Here is a 19675-nt window from a genome sequence, read left to right as displayed (position 1 = left end):
CTATTAATTAATCTATTTTTATTGCGTTATTGTTATTGAAATGTTAATTTTCATTCTTGGTTATTTCTAGTAATAAAATGTGCAATATAAACTTGGTCCTTGGTTACTTTTACCTGCTCGCTGTATAATATCTTCAAAGGTTATTGAAAGAGAGTTAGATCCGCTCAGCTTTAAATTAATAACCTACTTTATCAGTCAGCCTGATCGCATTATTCCTCGCCAAGAGCTAGTAGAGAATGTATGGCAACAGAGTTTTGTTGATGATAATGCAATTAATCGTGCGATATCAGAACTTAGAAAGCAGTTAACTCATCCTGAGCATAAAGCCCCTTTAATCAAAACGCATTACCGTAAAGGCTACTCTCTCACAGTAACACCAAAAAAAGTCATTAATGACGCTGAAAATATCACCGCTCATACCGCGGTAACTACAGACTTAGCTACCGATTTGGATACCACTCAAATCACAACAAATGAAGTGTTAGATAATAGCAATGACATAAAAGAAAAATCGCCTAAAGTAATAAACACTGAAAGTACTATTACGGCGAATACAACTCAAACCAAAACACTAAAACCTGCTATTAAATTTTCTTCTTATCGTTGGTTATTAATATTACTGGTATTGTTACTGACCATTAATCTTTTTATCGACTTTAATATCGACGTTAAGGTAGTTAACGATGAACCTAACACGCCATTGGCAATCACAACGCAGACGAATAAGAGTGATATTGAAACATTACAAAAAATAACGCCTGTTATAGCAAAAAATGTAAATATTACCGCCGCAACATGGAATATAGGCTCTGAAACACATCCTTTAGTTTCGCCAGATAAAAATATTTTTGCATATACAAATAAAAATAACGGCATAACCAGTAGTTATATAAAAAGCTTAAGTAACCAACAAGAAATAAAACTCACTTATAACGATTTGCATATAAGCGCTATGTCGTGGCAGCCTAACAGTCGTATTTTACTGGTCGAAACTACTGATTTAAAATCTCAGTGCCACTACGCAACGTTTGATTTGAGTAATATTAACAATATTCCAGAACCGCGGCTTATCAAAGAGTGTGATAAGCAAGCACGTAGCATGGCGCAGTTAAGTATTGACGGTAATACCATGTTTTATATTGAATTAGATGAAAAAAAGCTAGGACAGGAAATATACCAATATAATATTAAAACCCAAAAAAGCACAGTATTAGTTCCTTCTGGTGATGCTCAATATGGTGTAACTAACATGCTTATTTCACCTAACGGTAAACAATTACTTTACCGTTGGTATGAACGAAATAGTCCCGCAAAGCTTTATTTACTGGATATTGCGACACGTGAGCAACGCGTACTATATGAGCAAGCCGAAGAATTATCGAGTGTAACAATCGCCTGGCTGCCTGACGGCGAACATATTGGGGTATTACAAGAAAAAACATTAAGTTTTATTAATATTCACAATCGAGCTTTGAATTCAATAGAGCTACCAATAAAAAAATATTTAAGTCGAATGAGCTTCCTCGATAGCAATCAACTGTTTTCATCTGAGGCTGCTAGCACACAAGCACAAGTGGCCCAAATTGATAATATATTTTCAAAAGGTGAAAAAAAGGTAACTATGCTCCATCGTTCTGATAGTAACGACTATTACCCTACTTACTCTAGAAAACAGCAAAACTCACATTATTTTATCTCTAGTAGAACAAATCAATATCAAATTTGGCAAGCTGATGACAGTACAGAAAAGCAAATTAGTAATTTTTCAACAGAAGAACAACAGGCTATTTACGTTTTAGTCTTATCAGACAATGAAGAGTACTTATTATTTAATCGTAATAATCAACTTGAATTTATTGATTTAAAAACAGGAGTATTACATAGCATACCTGAATTAGATCAAGCTAAAGTAAGTAGTTATGTATGGTCAAATAACGATAAAACTATTCTTTATTCCACAATAAAAGATAAAGTAAGTCAAATATGGCAATTTAATTTGCTCACAAGAGAAAATACACAGCTAACATTTGAAGGTGGTCAAAAATTACTTAAAAATGAGCGAGGAGAGGTTTTTTATATTAATGATAATACATTATTTAACTTAACGTATGAGCAAGATAAAAATACGCAGAATGCGTTTACCAAGAAAATAACGATTACACTAGCTCAGTGTTGGTGTTCAATTGCTTTGCGCGATGATTATTTTTATAGCCTTGGCGATCCTTTATCATTAGCAAGAATGCATATATTAACAGGTGAAGTAGAAGAAATAGCCTTGCCTCAAGATTCAATGGGCATAGTTCTAAAAGCTGCATCTAACAAGCTTTTAACCACACTAACTAATGAAAGAAGTACACAAGTACAACGCATTTCTTGGTCTGCTACACCGTTGCCCTAACCATAGCCAGTAGCGGCTCTGCGAGCGTATCACCATTCAGGTATAGTGTACCTTTGTGTAAACGATACCTGCGTTCAAGGAGCGCTTAAATTCAACTATCAGCACTATCTGGGTTCATTAAAGTATTCCATGCGAGTGCTCAACTCTGGTCACACAATACGATGTATCTGATAAGCTGATTTTTTGTGAACGGGCCTTTGCATAACAGTATCTACACTTCGCTAAGTAAGGCTCATTAAAATGTCAGCAAACTATTATGGATGGCCTGATAAACTTGTACCGCTGACATAAATAACATCGCTATTTTTTGAAACTTTCCATACAGAAGACTCTGCGCTAGCGGTATTAGCAAAAGTAATACTTGCACATAAGCTAGCTAGCACCGTCACTTTTTATGGTAAATATTACATAACATTCCCTTTATTTTACGATTTAAAATAGGCTTGCTGCCCTAATTATTGAATTTATTTACTTGAAGTTGGCAATAGCAACGTTGCTAGTGTTTGGCTTTGGCTTGTTGTTATATTCGTTTGATTTTCCGCTACAACATCCGCAATAATTTTAGGCATAGTCGATTCAATATCGACTTTTGCAGACTTAATTAGTTGATATTTTTGTTCATTTGTTATTTGAGCACCAATTGCCGATTGACAAAATGATGCTAATAAAATGGCAAAGCTAACCATTGCTAATTTGTTATGGATTGCTGAATTAATACTATTGATCATGATAAAGTCTTTCTCTATTTAGAGTAATTAAATGATAGAAATATAAGTAGCCATAGCAATTACTCACGAGCCTTTATTACCCAGAAGAGTTAAGTGCTGTTGACGAGTACAAGATTAAATAGATTACTAAAGAATGTCGCTTATCAAAGCCATAGCAATATATTCATGAGATCAATAAAATATAAACGACTGATATTAAACAATTTAAATAAAACCTTATCAAAACATTATTAGAGAAAAATAACTAATCAGTTGAATTACGCAGAAAAAGTAATATGAGGAGACTGTATAATTGAGCTGTTAACACCTCTATATCTGATAAATATACCCAAACCACTTGAATATGCCGTTTCAGAGCTAAGCTAGGAAATTAGCTCAAGGCGCAGTACGAAGACAATGGTTATTCCCTTATCAAAATCAATAACGCAGCATAAAGCGTTTCTAAACCAGCCCTTGCATAAGGTTGAGCAAATCATACTCTGCGTTACATTTCTTTTTCAGGGAACAACCCTTCATAAAAAAATGAGCCTTGATAATGAATCGCTCAGACATACTGAAACGAGCATCTTCAAGTGGAACGGGTATCCATGTGCTCAAGTGTTTTAAACTTTTGGTATCGCTCGCTTAACATAAACATCGAATCTGTTTTTCTTCATTTTGATTGAAGTACTTGGTTTAATATTGTTAAGTGGTGGCGCATAGCTAGGGCGTTTAACTACCACGCGATATTTAGCTAGGGCTAAGGCAGGTTCAAGTAGTGCATCTGCATCGAGGTCTTCACCTACTAATGATTGAAATACGCGCATTTCTTTTTTTACTGCCGCTGATTTTTCACGGTGTGGGTACATAGGATCAAGATAAACCACATCGACTTGCTGTGCTAAGTCCATGTTTTCAATCGATGAAGCATGCACAAGTGTCATGCGGTTAGCTATTTCACTTACTTCGCTGTTGAGTTTTGCGCGTTCTATGCCATCATCGAGTAAAGCTGCCACTATCGGCATACGCTCCATTAAGGTGACTTGGCAACCTAAGCCCGCTAGCACAAAAGCATCTCTGCCAAGGCCAGCAGTGGCATCTAACACATGTGGCGTAAAACCGTGTTTTAGTCCAACGGCTTTTGCAATATCTTGACCTCGGCCACCGCCAAACTTTCTGCGGTGAGCAGTAGCGCCTTCAACAAAATCGACTTTAACGCCACCTAGTTTCGGTTCGTCTAATTTTAACAGCTCTAAGGCTTGTTGATTAAGCTGTAATAGAAAATGTAACTGTGGTTGTTTATTGGCTGCTGCCGCATCGCCTATGTAGTTTAGGTTCCATTTCTTGGCAATACGTTTACATTGATCGCTGTTAACGGCATCACAATACGCTACAGCAACATTTGGGAGGAGTGAATTAGTCATTAAGCTTGTACAACATGAACGTAATTATCGCCACTAGCAAGCGCGATTAAACGGCTTAATTGAGTAAGACTGTAACCCGACTCTTGTTGTAGCTGATTAAAGTAAGTTTGAATGGCCGTTAAGCTTTTTTTACTTTGTAAGCCACCATCAATCACTTTTTGAGCTCTGAGATAAGCTTCAACGTCTGAACTAAGAATAAAAGTGTCTTTGCCTAGCAAGCGTAAAGCATAAGGGCCGGTATTCCCGCCAAGGCGTTTACCGTGTTTTTTCAAAAAAGTCCATAAACCAATGATATCGGTAGTTGGCCACTCGGCAATAAACTGAGCAAAGCTGGTATTATGTTCTGTTTGGTGTTCAAAAATCATTTGCGCATTGGCTTGAATAGTTTTTACTTTGTTGTAATTGCGAATTATTTTAGGATCGGCAGCCTTTTTCTCTAACATTTCTTCAGGCATCATTAACACTTTTTCAATGTTGAAATTGAAAAAGCTGTCTTCAAAGTCTGGCCATTTATTTTCTACCACACGCCAAACAAAACCTGATTTAAAAATTTGTTTGGTAAAAGCCGATAAAATACGGTCATCAGTTAAATTTGACACATTTTCTTGAGCAGCACTATCAGGCAATAATTTTTTGCCAACAATTTTTTGGCCAAGTAATACTTCCAACGCATGCGTGCCACCTTTTCTTTCTGCAGCACGCTGGTATAAATGGCTAAATTTTTCTGTGGTATTAATGTGTGTATCTATAGTCATTATTTTTGTTCAGCTTATATTTCAGTTTATGCTTTAATTTATGTTTTAATACCGCAGTGACGTAGCAAGGCTTCTATTTCTGGCGGTCTACCTCTGAACGCTTTAAATAATTCGCTTGGCTCTTTACTACCGCCTTTTTCAAGAATATTGGTTAAAAAGGCTTGTCCGGTATCTGTATTGAAAATGCCTTGCTCCTCAAATAAACCAAAAGCATCGGCAGATAATACTTCTGCCCATTTATAGCTGTAATAGCCTGCAGCATAACCACCTGCAAATATATGGCTGAAACCGTGTTGGAAACGATTAAATTCAGGTGCTTTAACTACAGCATATTGTTCGCGTACTTTATTTAACGCATCTTGAATGTAGGTGTTGTTATTTTCTGCATCAGGCTGGTAATTAGCATGCATAGTAAAATCAAAAATACTGAATTCTAATTGACGTAGCATTTGCATCGCCGACTGAAAGTTTTTCGCGGCTAACATTTTATCAAGCATTTCTTGTGGTAATGGCTCGCCTGTTTCAAAGTGCCCTGATATAAAAGCAAGTGCTTCTGGCTGCCAGCACCAGTTTTCTAAAAATTGACTTGGTAACTCAACTGCATCCCAAGGAACACCACTAATACCTGAGACACCACTTACATTAATTTGTGTCAGCATATGATGTAAACCGTGACCAAACTCATGGAAAAGAGTAACTACTTCATCATGAGTGAAAAGTGCAGGTGTATCACCAATAGGGCCATTAAAATTACAAGTGAGGTAAGCAACAGGATATTGAATATCGCCGTTAGCTAATTGCTGACGACCAACACATTCATCCATCCACGCACCACCACGCTTTTTAGCACGAGCATATAAGTCTAAGTAGAAGCTGCCGCGTAATTCACCGGCTTTATCGAAAACGTCATAAAAAGACACATCTTTATGCCAGGTATCTACATTTTCACGTACTTTAATTGTTAAACCAAATAGTTTATGAACAACGTCGAATAAGCCATTGACTACTTTGTCTTTCGGGAAATAAGGGCGTAGTTCTTCGTCAGAAATAGCATAACGACTATGTTTTAATTTTTCACTGTAATAAGCTAAATCCCAAGCCTGCAGCTCGGTTTGGTTATATTCACTTTGTGCAAAGTCTGTTAACTCTTGCATGTCTTGTTCGCCTTGATGCTGAGACTTTACTGCTAGTCCTTGCAAAAAGCTCATTACTTCATCGGTACTATTCGCCATTTTAGTGGCTAGAGATTTTTCACCGTAGTTAGAGAAACCAAGTAAGTTTGCCAGTTCATGACGTAGTGCTAACGTTTCATTCATGATGGCACTATTATCAAACTCTCCTGCATTAGGTCCTTGATCGGAAGCACGGGTAACAAAGGCGCTGTACATCTTTTCACGTAAATCACGATTATCGCAATAGGTCATAACTGGTAAATAGCTAGGAAAATCTAGCGTAAATGAATAACCTGTTTCGTCTTTGCTTTCTGCTAAGGCTTTAGCAGCAGCTAGCGCACTTTTAGGTAATCCAGACAAATCTTTTTCATCTGTAATATTTACAGTGAAGGCGTGAGTCGCATCTAAAACATTATTACTATAATTTGAGCTTAAGTCTGATAAGCGGCTCACAATTTCGCCGTAACGTTTTTTATCTTCATCATTAAGGGCGATGCCTGATAATTTAAAGTCACGTAGGGCATTAGTGATAACTTTTTGTTGAGCGGTATCTAAATTTTTAAATGATTCACCATCTTTTAAGCTTTGGTAGGCTTGGTATAATTTTTGGTTTTGACCAACAAAAGTACCGTATTCTGATAATAAAGGTAAGCAAGACTCGTAAGCTTCACGCAATTCATCACTGCTTAGTACGGAATTCATATGAGAAACGGGTGACCATAATTTAGATAAAACGTCATCTACCTCGTCTATTGGTAAAACTAAATTTTCCCATGTAAACAATGTGTTATTGCTTAATGTGTCACTAATGACTTTTTTACAATCAGCTATAGCTTGCTCTACCGCAGGCTTAATATGCGCTGGTTTTATTTGTGAGAAGGCAGGTAAATCAAGATTTTTTATAGCTTGCGGTAATAAAGGATTAGTCATAATAGTCAGTATAAATAGATGAACGATACTAAAGTATGTGATGACAAATATTCAATATTCAAGTGAAATTTACTTAGCGATGACAATTGTGCAGCCAATTCATCACAAATTTTTGATTAATTTGTTATTGTTGAGTGAGAAATTCAATTGAATAATTGTGTTTTATCCCCAGATATAACAACATAAGCAATATAAATTAACTTTTTTTGGAACATACAATGACACAACATTTTGATTACTTAGCAATAGGCGCGGGTAGTGGTGGAATCGCATCAGCGAATAGAGCCGCACGATTAGGTAAAAAGGCCGCGGTGATAGAAGCACAATATATAGGTGGCACTTGTGTAAATGTTGGCTGTGTTCCTAAAAAAGCGATGTGGTATGCAGGACAAATTAGTGATGCATTAAAATATGCTCACGATTATGGTTTTAATTTAGGTGATTTTAAAATAGAAAATAACGGCTTTGATTGGGGTCGTTTGGTTAAAAACCGAGAAGCTTACATTGAGCGTATTCATGCTGCTTATCAGCGTGGTTTTGATGCTAATGATGTTACTGTTATTCAAGGTTTTGCTAAATTTGTAGACAAAAATACGGTAGAGGTTGATGGTACTTTATATACTGCAGATCATATCACTATTGCTACTGGAGGCCGTCCGTCAATTCCAAACATTGAAGGTGCTGAATTTGGTCTTAATTCTGATGGATTTTTTGCGCTAACAGAGCAACCTAAATCAGTCGCGGTTATTGGTGCTGGTTATATTGCAGTTGAATTAGCGGGTGTTTTTCATGGTTTGGGTACAGAAACACATTTATTAGTTAGAAATGAGAAACCATTACGTACGTTTGATGAAATGCTAAGTGATACCTTAGTTGAGCAAATGGCAAAACATGGTCCAACGTTACATAATCACAGTACACCTGAACGTATTGAAAAATTAGCTGACGGACAATTGGTAGTACACCTTACCAATGGCAAGTCTATTGGCCCTGTAGAGCAAGTAGTGTGGGCTATTGGTAGAGAGCCAGCAACTGATAATATCAATTTAGACCTTGCAGGCGTAGAGCTTGATAAACGAGGCTTCATCGTAACTGATAAATATCAAAACACTAACGTACCAGGTATTTATGCCGTAGGCGATAATACGGGGCGTGCACAGCTGACTCCCGTTGCAGTGGCAGCAGGCCGACGTTTATGTGAACGTTTGTTTAACAACAAACCTGACCTACATTTAGACTATACAGGTATTGCTACCGTAGTATTCAGTCATCCCGTTATTGGTACGGTTGGTTTAACAGAAAAAGAAGCTATTGAAGAATATGGTGAAGCGAATGTCACTGTGTATAACTCACAGTTTACAGCACTTTACCAAGCAGTGACGGAAGATTATCGTGACCCTACTCGTATGAAACTTATTTGTGCTGGTGCTGAAGAAAAAGTGGTTGGTTTACATAGCATTGGTTTTGGCAGTGATGAGTTACTACAAGGCTTTGCAGTGGCAATGAAAATGGGCGCAACTAAAGCTGATTTTGATAACACCATTGCAATTCATCCTACGTCAGCAGAAGAGTTTGTTACCCTATAGGGTTTATGCTGAAAATAAGTGTTTAAAAAGGATAGTTCGGTTCTCTATTTGAGCTATCCTCAGCTTTTCCCATCATATTGAACCTCCTTTACTCTATACCCCTTTGTTATTCTGAGCCGCACTAGATCATCCTAAAGTCCCACACCGTCATCCTGAACTTGATTCTATCTCTTGATCACAAGTCGAAAGATAGGCTCATTTCATAACCCTCAACAAGCATATCCAATTTTTTCCACCCTTCCCATAATGCTTCCCAACCGACAATATTATTATTTTTACTATTTTGCCAGCCACCTAATTTACCTAATGAGAGGTAAGCCCACTCTACGCTTGGCGTGAAGTTTTTCGCTGCCTTCTTGCTTTCAGTCTTAGCCCATAATAGCCGCCATTGAAGGCTGTTAAATATGCCGGTACACTTTTCTTTTGCAAGCATTCTATCGCGACCAACTTCTCGTAGCTCAAGTCCATAATAGCAGTGCGTTGTTTACGTCCTCCGCGTTGCGCAACAACCACATCATAAGTCCCGCAAGGCGTTATATCTTCAGCATAATCATACAATCGAGCACCATTTTCTAAAGGTCTATTAAACGTGGCTCTAACAAGATATCGTTGATTATTATCAACTTTATATTGAAGGTATTCGATAATATCAGCCTCTCTATCACACAGTGAAATGGTTTTATTGATGGTGTCACCTAGTCGTTAAGACATATTTTCAGAGGCTGTTATCCACTTATAACTTTCTTTCTCTTCAAAGGGGCGGTTAGCTCGCGTTTTTCTACAGCCAAAAGTGTCCGTATCACGCACCCATCTATTTTGCTCAATAAGCCCTAACGTTTTATTTGAATCGGCATCAACCATCAAAATCGAATGGATAAGCATACCTTTCGCCTTTGCGTTTATTGAATTACCGATATTACTTGCCAACTTTGCACTTAATTAAACGCTTTGTTCTTCTAGGGTCACCAAGCTCGCTACGGCCAAATGTAAAATTAGCCCATTCATTAACATCTGAAATAAACATACGCATCACCTAAATATATTATTTTTAGATCAGATCAACAAAAAGCTATTTAGTTCCCTTCTTGTGTATAAGAGATAGAACTTGATTCAGGATCTCGAGTATTCATTAAACTGCCATAATTATTATCTATTCTGCAGAATATTAAGTAATATTTTATTAAGCGTAAATACAAGGTTCAGCTATGTTTATCTGTTTTCTTAAAAAATACAAATTTGTTCTTTTTTTAGTCGCTTCTTTTGTTTTAGCGGGCTGTAGTCGTCATGTTACCAACCCAATCAATGAAGTAAGCAACAATGTGGTGGATAAAGTTGTTGCTAAAGTAGGGGTAAGACCCTTATTTTTAATTAACGAAATGCAAGACAGTGAGTTAAAAACCAAATTAGAGCAGTGTAAAAACAATACCTTTTATCGTTCTGATTTTTCAATAGGGCATCGTGGCGCTCCGCTGTTATTTCCAGAGCATACTCGAGAGTCTTATCAAGCCGCGATAGACTCAGGGGCGGGCATAGTAGAGTGTGATGTTACTTTTACTTCAGACCAAGCCTTAGTCTGTCGTCATTCTCAATGCGACTTAGCAACCACAACAAATATATTGGCTATCCCTGAACTTGCCAAACAATGTTCACAGCCCTTTACTCCAGCCGATCCAATTAATGGTATTGTTGCCAGCGCTATGTGTTGTACTAGTGATATTACACTAGCGCAATTTAAAACACTTAAAGGAAAAATGGATGGTGCCAATACCCAAGCTACCACGGTAGAAGAATACTTGGCGGGTACACCAAATTGGCGAACAGATCTGTACTCGGGCAAAGGCACATTAATGACGCATGCTGAAAGTATCGATATGTTTAAAAAAGCAGGGGTTAAAATGTCACCTGAATTAAAATCTGCCAGTGTAAAAATGCCTTTTAACGGTTTTAGTCAAGCCGATTATGCACAAAAAATGTTAAACGAATATATAGCTGCGGGCGTTCCGGCTGATCAAGTGTACCCACAATCATTTAATCTGGCGGATGTAAAATATTGGATAACGCAGACACCGTTATTTGGTAAACAAGCTATATTTCTTGATGAAAGAAATATAGCGGCTGATTTTGATCCTGATAACCCAAAGACGTGGGTACCTAGTATGCAGGAATTAAAAAATCAAGGTGTTGAATATATAGCACCGCCTTTATGGATGTTAGTAACATTAGACTCTCAAGGGACAATCATTCCATCACCATATGCCAAGGCCGCTAAAGCTGCAGAACTTAAGATTATTACGTGGTCACTTGAACGGTCAGGTTTGCTTGCTAATGGTGGAGGTTGGTATTACCAAAGCATAACAGAGGCAATAAGTAGCGAAGCTGATGTACTGGTGTTGTTAGATGTTTTAGCAAAGCAGGTAGGTGTCGTCGGTGTATTTTCGGATTGGCCGGCAACGGTGACTTATTATGCAAATTGTATGGCGATGGATTAGTAGCAATTATAGGTTTGTAGGAATTAAGGTATCATTCCCATTTATTTTTAATGTTGCGATGGAATAACTGAATAAATGATTTCAAAAAAAGTAAGAGAGCTATTTTCCTCACTAATGGAAGCTGGCGATGGCTCACCTGTTTCTTATGATATTGAAACTGAGCAGTACACTGGTTATTTTAATGAATCGGTTGTTAACAAGTTTGTAGATGAAGGTGTGGTAGAGCTTGTACATAATGATGATGGGTTGGTTTGTTTGAGGCTTATTAATAGAGAAGACTTTTTAAGTGGTTTTGCATCAGGTGTTAACGAAGCGCGCTTAGGGCGAGATCAATATTATGCAGATTACAATGCAAGTCCCTTCGCTTTTTCGATAGGCTATGAACATTTTTTATATATGAATAAAAAGCCTAAGTTACTTATTGGTTATATTTGTCACGGATTTATCAATGAGACAACAGGTGAAGTACACAACCAATAGTCTCAAGCTGAAGATAGTTTGATGCTAGGTTAGGTTCGCAAAATTGAATGCGTAAATTATCACGATAAATAAGTATTATGTATAAACAGATTTTATCATGCTGTTATGGGGAAAAATTGCGTGATAAAATATCCAGACTAAGTGGGAAAAATTTATATTCTCACCTATATCATCGTTAATTTTTGAAAATAAAAAATAATTTTTCATCGCTAAAATTTAATAGTTAGTTTGAAAGTCTTGTTACTAAAGGCTTATATTTTTTTGTTATTTTAATTGGTAATAAATCCTTAAAAAAAGTTTAACAATGTACTGGTAAAGCTGTGGAATTCTGATAATCTCTGTTGACGTTAGTTGCTTGGTTGCTGTTTATATAATCAAAAACGTCACGTAGATAAATTTATTTATCCACAAAAATAAAAATAAAAAATATTGTGCATTAAAAAGATCTCGTTCCTATCTTTTTTCAATAAAATCATTAACATGAATATAATCACCAGAATAGTGACAATCACTTTTCTGGCGCTTTTTTATGCTTATTAACAAAGTTATCCACATTCATCTTGTGACAAATGTCATAGTGTAGTAGAGCTATAGCGCGCTTTATGGCATCCTTACGCTATATTATTGTTTAGACAAATTTCTTATGACAACTTCGACAGAAAATTCACCATTATCACCTTTAATTCTAGTGGATGGTTCTTCGTATTTATTCCGCGCTTATCATGTTCCATATTTACAAGCTTTATCAACAGCGAGTGGTCAACCGACGGGAGCGATCACTGGTGTTTTGAATATGATCCGTAGTTTAAAAAAAGACTACCCAAACGGCAATGTAGTCGTAATTTTTGATGCGAAAGGGAAGACTTTTCGTAACGATCTATATCCTGAATATAAAGCAAATCGTCCACCAATGCCGGATGAATTACGTACGCAAATAGCTCCTTTACATAATATTATTAGTGCTATGGGGTTGCCGTTATTGGTTATTCCAGGAGTTGAGGCCGACGATGTTATTGGTACTTTAGCTAAACAAGCGAGTGAGCAAGGTATAGAAACCGTGATCTCAACGGGCGATAAAGACATGGCACAATTAGTCACGCCTCATGTACGTTTGATCAACACAATGACAGCGGTTGAATTAGATGAAGCAGGTGTAAGTGAAAAATTTGGTGTTCGACCGGATCAAATAATCGACTATCTTGCGTTGATGGGGGATAAAGTTGATAACATTCCCGGCGTAGTTAAGTGTGGCCCTAAAACAGCAGTAAAATGGTTAACTGAACATGGCACACTAGATGAAGTGATCGCTAATGCTGATAAGGTTAAAGGTAAAATAGGTGAAAACTTACGAGAGGCACTTGATCAACTGCCACTTTCATACCTGTTAGCGACAATCAAATGTGATGTGGAATTAGAGCAAAGTGTCGAGCAATTACAACCAACAGAACCAGACGTTGAAGCACTCACTTCACTTTATCAAGAGTTTGAGCTAAAGCGCTTGTTAGCTGATCTAGGTAAAGAAAGCGGTAATAGTAAAAGTGAGCAAGTAGTCAGTAGTTCCATTAATAAAGCTTCTAAAGATAGCGTAATAGATACACCAATTAGTAAAGCAGATCAGGTTGATGTTACTTCAACAGAAGTCTCCGATGCTAAATACGATATTATTTTAGATAAAATCAGCTTTAATGCGTGGTTAGAAAAACTTAAAGGTTGCACTGCTTTTGCTTTTGATACTGAAACGACCAGTGTTGATTATATGAAAGCAGAGTTGGTAGGTTTATCGTTTGCGATAGAATCAGGAATAGCAGCTTATGTACCATTGGCTCATGATTATATCGATGCACCTTACCAATTAGATTTAGATTGGGTGTTAGCACAATTAAAACCTCTACTAGAAAGTACTGAGATTAAAAAAATTGGTCAGAATTTAAAATACGATGCTAATGTTTTAAGCCATTATGATATTCAATTACAAGGTGCGGCATTCGATACTATGTTGGAGTCGTATTGTTATAATAGCGTCGCAACCCGACATAATATGGATGCATTATCACTTAAATATCTAGACTATAAAACGGTATCGTTTGAAGATGTTGCAGGCAAAGGTGCGAAGCAGTTAACCTTCAATCAAATAGATATTGAAAAAGCGGGTTATTACGCTGCAGAAGATGCTGATATTACTTTACGTTTGCATCAAGCTATTTTTCCTGCGCTTGAACAACTACCGGAACAATTAAGTGTTTATAATGAGATTGAAATGCCATTAATGCCTGTGTTGGCAAAAATGGAGCAAACGGGGGTTTTAATAGACTGTGACGTACTTGATCAACAAAGCCACAGTATTGGTCAACGCTTAAATGAGTTAGAGATTGAGGCGCATAACCTAGCAGGAAAAAGTTTTAACTTAGGGTCGCCTAAGCAATTACAACAAATATTATTTGAAGAATTAAAAATACCGGTTATTAAGAAAACGCCTAAAGGCGCGCCTTCTACTGCGGAAGAGGTATTGCAAGAGTTAGCGTTGGATTATCCTTTACCAAAAGTTATCTTAGAAAACCGCGGGTTAAGTAAATTAAAGTCTACTTATACCGATAAGCTACCTTTAATGGTGAGCACTAAAACAGGTCGCGTGCATACTTCGTATCATCAAGCTGTCACTGCAACTGGACGTTTATCGTCAACCGATCCTAATCTACAGAACATTCCTATTCGTAGCGAACAAGGCCGTAAAATTCGCCAAGCGTTTATCGCGCCAACAAACTATAAAATTGTTGCTATTGATTATTCTCAAATTGAATTACGTATTATGGCGCATTTATCTAACGACAAAGGCTTAGTGACTGCCTTTAGCGAAGGTAAAGATATTCATAAAGCAACAGCCGCTGAAATTTTTTCAGTTGAATTAGACGAGGTTACAACGGATCAACGTCGTAGCGCTAAGGCGATTAACTTTGGCTTAATTTATGGCATGTCGGCTTTTGGTTTAGCAAAACAGTTAGGCATAGGCCGTCAACAGGCACAAGAATATCAAGATAAATACTTCCAACGTTACCCTGGTGTTTTAACATATATGGAAGAGACTCGCGAGCAAGCTAGTGAGCAAGGCTATGTTGAAACTTTATATGGTCGCCGTTTATATTTACCTGAGATCAAATCAAAAAATGGTATGCGAAGAAAAGGAGCTGAACGTGCTGCTATTAACGCACCTATGCAAGGCACAGCAGCTGATATCATCAAAAAAGCCATGCTTGATGTTTCTGTGTGGTTGAATGAAAAAAATGATGACCGGGTAAAAATGACGATGCAAGTACACGATGAATTAATTTTTGAAATACATCAAGACATTGTGGAAGAGGTGACTGCTAAATTAGTCGATCTGATGAATAATGCGGTAACATTAAGCGTGCCATTAATTGCTGAAGCGGGGGTAGGTGATAACTGGGATGAAGCGCATTAGTCTTATTTATTCCACATCGCTTTAACTGCTATATTCGTATTCTATGAAAAATCGGCCGCTTGCGGTCGATCATTCTGTGCCGACTCTTAGTAAAAAAATCCTATCTATACTAATAACTAATGCCTATAAAAAATAATCGAAGGCTAAAGCAGGTTAAAAAATATTCAGATGTAAAAATTAGGTTGTTTTAGCAGCAAATTCCTTAGGTACTACGACTAATGATTGAGTTTTTTTGGCTATTGTTGTTAGCAATAATAACCATGTTGATATAGGATATCGGGCTTAAATGCATTAGCACTCTCTCTAGTTCGTGAACAAAGGAAAAACAATGGACCAAACGTCTAAATCCATACCCGATAAGAAAACACAACCCCCAATAAAAGCCGATGAACTGAATTACGAGCAACAACACAAATCTAGTTCGTCATTTAATACTCGAGAAGAATACTTAGAACACGAATTACAAATTATGTCACCTAAACGCTGGCGACCTAATTTGCCTTTTAGAGATTATCGATTTGAATTAGAAGATAGTATACCGGCAATGGCCGCTACTATTGGTAAAGTGGTTATGGTGGGTGCAATTGCTGCAACATTTGCTGCCCCTCTTGGACTTGGTGACGGTTTTGTCTTAGAAAACGTACGTTATGAGTTGTTAATTGCAGCTATTTTTATTGTTCTTTTCTCCGGTTTTTTACTGCCTACGGCTAACTTAGCTGGTACTCATGGCCCTCTTATTCCTCTTATTCCTATTGTGGTTGCTGCTGGTGGTCACCCGATGGCGTTTGGTTTGCTCATTGGTGTATTTGGTTTGATTTTGGCTATTAGTAAAGGCGGCAGTATGCTGGCAAACCTAACGAGTAAAGGGGTTTGTGGTGGTCTATTACTGTATCTTGGGTTTGTAGGCACAATTTCACAAGTGAAGAAAATGTTCGCTTGGGGTGAAGACATTGGTATGACGCACATTCCTTTTGTGGTCATTTTTAGTACTATTCTATTGTATGCATTACTTGAACATAAAGGAAAACGTTGGTTAGCAGTACCATTGAGCTGCATACTAGGTGGCACGCTTGCTTTTGCTTTAGGCGCACCTTTTGAATTTGTCACTAGCCCTGGTTTACCAAACATGAACCCAATGTATTGGTGGGGCGAGAATACCGGTTGGATGCTTGGTTTACCAACGGTAGAAAGCTTTATCGTTGTACTACCATTTGCTATTTTAGCGGTAGCTATGTGGTCTCCTGACTTCTTGGGTCACCAAGTATTCCAAAAAATTAGTTATCCAGAGCGTACTGAAAAAGTACAAATGAATATTGATGATACTATGGTAAGTGCCTCTATTCGCCAAACATTCGGTTCTATTTTAGGTGGCGCTAACTTTGCTTCATCATGGGGTACCTATATGGTACCTGCTGCTATCGCTAAACGCCCAATCCCTGCTGGTGCTTTACTAACCGCTTTGTTCTGTGTAATTGCGGGTGTTTGGGGGTATCCTATGGATTTAGCAATATGGCAACCGGTGCTGTGTGTTGCATTAATTGTAGGAGTATTCATCCCGTTGCTTGAAGCTGGCATGGAAATGACGCGTGAAGGTAAAACGACTCAATCAGCGGCAATCGTTGTATTCTCTTCTGCACTTGTTAACCCTGCTTTTGGTTGGGCACTTACTATATTACTTGATAACCTTGGCTTGATTGGGTGTAAAGAGCGTAGTTCGGAACTAAGTAAAATGAACCGTTGGATTATTCCAGGTGTGATGTTTGTTTTATTAACGACAGTAATGGCTTTGGTAGGCTTGCTACCGGGTATTCCTGCTTTAATTCCTAGTTTCCGCCACTAATTTATTTGAACATTGAAGCACAGCCAAATTTTTTGGCTGTGCTAAAAATTTTTAAATTAATTTGCAAGTTTTTATCATGTGATTATTTCTACTTGTTAAAATTACCAACTATATCGTTATTTATTGAATAATTAGAACAACTAGTTATTGAGAAAATGCCAATCTATTAATAGGTTGGCATTTTTTGTGTTTTAAAGCAACCTTTCTAAGCACTAAGTCTTAAGCTAACGTTGAAGTTAAGGTGAAGTCTTTTTCAATTATGTGTGGCGGGCTCTCTTAGCAGCACTTAGAGTGGGAAATAAATTGATTAAAATGGCGATAAGTAGGTATTTTTAGGCGTTTGAATAACGCTCTTTATTACCAAGCCAACGTTGGATAAGTGCTTGAGCACACTCAGGATTTTGGCGTGATAACAAGTAAGCTTTTTGTTTAATGTCAGGAATCAGGTAGCCATCACGTATTAAATCAGCAATTCTCAATTCAGCTAAGCCTGTTTGACGTGTACCAAGTAATTCTCCGGGCCCTCTAATTTCTAAATCTTTTTCAGCAATAACAAAACCATCATTACTCTCTCTTAGTACGGCTAAACGTTTGGTCGCTGTTTTAGAAAGAGGGGCTTTATAGAGTAATACACAGTGAGAAGCGACAGAGCCACGCCCTACACGCCCTCTTAGTTGGTGTAGTTGTGCTAAACCTAAACGTTCAGGGTTTTCTATCACCATTAAGCTAGCGTTTGGTACATCTACGCCAACTTCAATGACGGTTGTTGCGATAAGGAGGTGGCTTTTACCTGCTTTAAAGTCATCCATCACTGCTTGTTTTTCATCGGCTTTCATTCGGCCATGAACTAAGCCTACTTTTAATTCAGGTAATTGTTCTTGTAAATGAATAGCAGTATCTTCGGCTGCTTGGCATTGTAAAACTTCCGATTCTTCAATTAGTGTACATACCCAATAAGCTTGGCGATTATCGTTAACACAACCTTCGCGTATACGTTCAATTACATTATCTCGCCGTGTGTCGGGTAGAGCAACGGTATTGATAGGAGTACGACCAGGGGGTAATTCATCAATAACTGAGGTATCTAAATCAGCATAAGCAGTCATGGCTAAGGTTCTAGGAATAGGCGTGGCTGTCATGATAAGTTGATGAGGGTAGTTGTTATCAAATACGCCTTTTTCTCGTAAGGATAAGCGTTGATGCACGCCAAATTTGTGTTGTTCATCGATAATAATCAGTACTAGTTTATTAAAAATCACCTCGGCTTGAAAAAGGGCGTGGGTGCCAATCACCATTTGCATTTCACCACTGGCAATTTTTTCTAATGCTAAGCGTCTTGCTTTAGCTTTGGTTTTTCCTGCTAACCAACCGACAGAGACATCTAAGGGGTTAAACCAATTAGCAAAGTTAATGGCGTGTTGCTCGGCTAAAATCTCTGTAGGTGCCATTAAAGCAACCTGGTAGCCTTGTTTGATTGCATCGAGTGCAGCTAACGCTGCAACAAGCGTTTTGCCTGAGCCAACATCACCTTGTACTAACCGCATCATAGGCTGTGCTTTGGCTAAATCATTTTTTATTTCGTTTACTACCCGTGATTGGGCATTAGTCGGTGAAAAAGGCAGGGTTTTTAAGAATGCTTGCGCTATTTTTTTATTATCTTTAATAGCAATTGCTTGATGAACGTCACTGTTTTGTCTTAGCTTTAACATACTCAAATTATGAGCGAGTAATTCTTCTTTAATTAACCTAACCTGTGCCGGATGTTTACCGTTTTCAAGTTCGCTAGTAGAAGCTTCTGGCGGTGGACGATGAATAATGGCGAGTGCTTGTGCGAGAGAATACTTTTCGTCAAACAATGTTGTTGGTAATAACTCTTCTACTTGCCCACGTTGTAAGCGAATAAGTGCCTGATCGGTTAAATTACGAAGTGATATCTGTTTTAAACCGTCAGTTGTAGGGTAAACCGGTGTTAAGGTTTCCTCTGCTGGGGTTAGCGCTCTATCGTCATCAAGTGATTTGTATTCAGGATGTACTATTTGATAACCGCGTGGCCCTCGTTTTATTTCACCATAGCAGCGAATGGTTCGACCTATACTAAGGCTGTTTTTTAGACTGGCAGAAAAACTGAAAAAACAAAGTTGAATATCACTTGTGCCATCGTTTAAGGTTACCACTAACATACGACGTTTGCCGTGCGTGATTTGGCTATCAGTGATGTCACCAATAATGTTGGTATGTGTACCAGGTAAGCAATCTCGAATAGTGCTTATTCTTGTGCGATCTTCATAACGCAGTGGCAAATGAAATAATAGATCTTGCACTGACAGCAAACCGAGTTTTTCAAGTTTAGCTGCCATACTTGGCCCTACACCTTTAAGAGTAGATAGGGCTACTTGTGATAATTGAGTAAGTGCTTCCATTATAGTGACAGTTTCTA

The 19675-nt window shown here is 37.8% G+C and carries 15 protein-coding genes; 6 read left to right on the top strand and 9 right to left on the bottom strand.

From position 1 onward, the window contains the following. Positions 1 to 79: 79 nt before the first annotated feature. A complete protein-coding gene (locus Q4496_RS02505) occupies positions 80 to 2398 on the top strand; it encodes a helix-turn-helix domain-containing protein (protein WP_303601119.1) in 2319 nt (772 codons plus the stop codon). A 254-nt stretch (positions 2399 to 2652) separates the two neighbouring features. Here the strand turns inward: Q4496_RS02505 and Q4496_RS02500 are convergent, their stop codons facing one another. The 5 genes from Q4496_RS02500 to prlC form a co-directional block, all read right to left on the bottom strand. Beyond that, on the bottom strand, positions 2653 to 2781 hold the full coding sequence (locus Q4496_RS02500; protein WP_289847514.1) for a hypothetical protein: 129 nt from the start codon (positions 2779 to 2781) through the stop codon (positions 2653 to 2655). Positions 2782 to 2862: 81 nt separating this feature from the next. Further along, positions 2863 to 3126 (bottom strand): hypothetical protein, encoded by a 264-nt coding sequence (locus Q4496_RS02495; protein WP_215971746.1) that lies wholly within the window; start codon positions 3124 to 3126, stop codon positions 2863 to 2865. Positions 3127 to 3728: 602 nt separating this feature from the next. Continuing rightward, positions 3729 to 4457: a class I SAM-dependent methyltransferase gene (locus Q4496_RS02490; RefSeq protein ID WP_368411047.1), complete on the bottom strand. Its 729-nt coding sequence runs from the start codon at positions 4455 to 4457 to the stop codon at positions 3729 to 3731. Between the two features lie 71 nt (positions 4458 to 4528). Continuing rightward, the gene (locus tag Q4496_RS02485; RefSeq protein ID WP_303609879.1) at positions 4529 to 5284 is read right to left on the bottom strand and encodes a DNA-3-methyladenine glycosylase I; all 756 of its coding nucleotides are present in this window, start codon (positions 5282 to 5284) and stop codon (positions 4529 to 4531) included. Positions 5285 to 5322: 38 nt separating this feature from the next. Continuing rightward, positions 5323 to 7386 carry an oligopeptidase A gene (gene prlC, locus Q4496_RS02480; protein ID WP_303609878.1) on the bottom strand — a complete coding sequence of 688 codons (2064 nt, stop codon included), beginning with the start codon at positions 7384 to 7386 and terminating at the stop codon, positions 5323 to 5325. Between the two features lie 218 nt (positions 7387 to 7604). Between prlC and gorA the strand changes: the two genes are divergently transcribed. Then, positions 7605 to 8972, top strand: a complete 1368-nt coding sequence (gorA, locus tag Q4496_RS02475; protein WP_215971750.1) for a glutathione-disulfide reductase — start codon at positions 7605 to 7607, stop codon at positions 8970 to 8972. Positions 8973 to 9147: 175 nt separating this feature from the next. Here the strand turns inward: gorA and Q4496_RS02470 are convergent, their stop codons facing one another. From Q4496_RS02470 to Q4496_RS02460, 3 genes are all read right to left on the bottom strand, one after another. Beyond that, the gene (locus Q4496_RS02470; protein ID WP_303609877.1) at positions 9148 to 9405 is read right to left on the bottom strand and encodes a hypothetical protein; all 258 of its coding nucleotides are present in this window, start codon (positions 9403 to 9405) and stop codon (positions 9148 to 9150) included. A gap of 269 nt (positions 9406 to 9674) precedes the next feature. Continuing rightward, the gene (locus Q4496_RS02465) at positions 9675 to 9854 is read right to left on the bottom strand and encodes a hypothetical protein (protein ID WP_303609876.1); all 180 of its coding nucleotides are present in this window, start codon (positions 9852 to 9854) and stop codon (positions 9675 to 9677) included. A 34-nt stretch (positions 9855 to 9888) separates the two neighbouring features. Further along, positions 9889 to 9996, bottom strand: coding sequence for a transposase (locus Q4496_RS02460; RefSeq protein WP_215971752.1), 108 nt, complete (start codon positions 9994 to 9996; stop codon positions 9889 to 9891). Between the two features lie 181 nt (positions 9997 to 10177). Between Q4496_RS02460 and Q4496_RS02455 the strand changes: the two genes are divergently transcribed. The 4 genes from Q4496_RS02455 to Q4496_RS02440 all read left to right on the top strand — a co-directional run bounded on the left by Q4496_RS02455 (position 10178) and on the right by Q4496_RS02440 (position 17238). Then, on the top strand, positions 10178 to 11461 hold the full coding sequence (locus tag Q4496_RS02455; protein WP_303609875.1) for a glycerophosphodiester phosphodiesterase family protein: 1284 nt from the start codon (positions 10178 to 10180) through the stop codon (positions 11459 to 11461). A gap of 75 nt (positions 11462 to 11536) precedes the next feature. Beyond that, positions 11537 to 11941 (top strand): hypothetical protein, encoded by a 405-nt coding sequence (locus Q4496_RS02450; protein ID WP_215971754.1) that lies wholly within the window; start codon positions 11537 to 11539, stop codon positions 11939 to 11941. Positions 11942 to 12584: 643 nt separating this feature from the next. Continuing rightward, on the top strand, positions 12585 to 15398 hold the full coding sequence (polA, locus tag Q4496_RS02445) for a DNA polymerase I (RefSeq protein ID WP_215971755.1): 2814 nt from the start codon (positions 12585 to 12587) through the stop codon (positions 15396 to 15398). A 328-nt stretch (positions 15399 to 15726) separates the two neighbouring features. Beyond that, a complete protein-coding gene (locus tag Q4496_RS02440; RefSeq protein WP_303609874.1) occupies positions 15727 to 17238 on the top strand; it encodes a DUF3360 family protein in 1512 nt (503 codons plus the stop codon). Between the two features lie 332 nt (positions 17239 to 17570). Here Q4496_RS02440 and recG read toward each other — a convergent pair whose 3' ends face one another. Continuing rightward, positions 17571 to 19658: an ATP-dependent DNA helicase RecG gene (gene recG, locus Q4496_RS02435; protein ID WP_215971757.1), complete on the bottom strand. Its 2088-nt coding sequence runs from the start codon at positions 19656 to 19658 to the stop codon at positions 17571 to 17573. Positions 19659 to 19675 lie beyond the last annotated feature (17 nt).

Source organism: Colwellia sp. 5_MG-2023 (assembly GCF_030547795.1).
Taxonomy (GTDB): domain Bacteria; phylum Pseudomonadota; class Gammaproteobacteria; order Enterobacterales; family Alteromonadaceae; genus Colwellia.
Note: the sequence above shows the minus strand (reverse complement) of the source record. Positions and strands in the feature narration are given on the sequence as shown.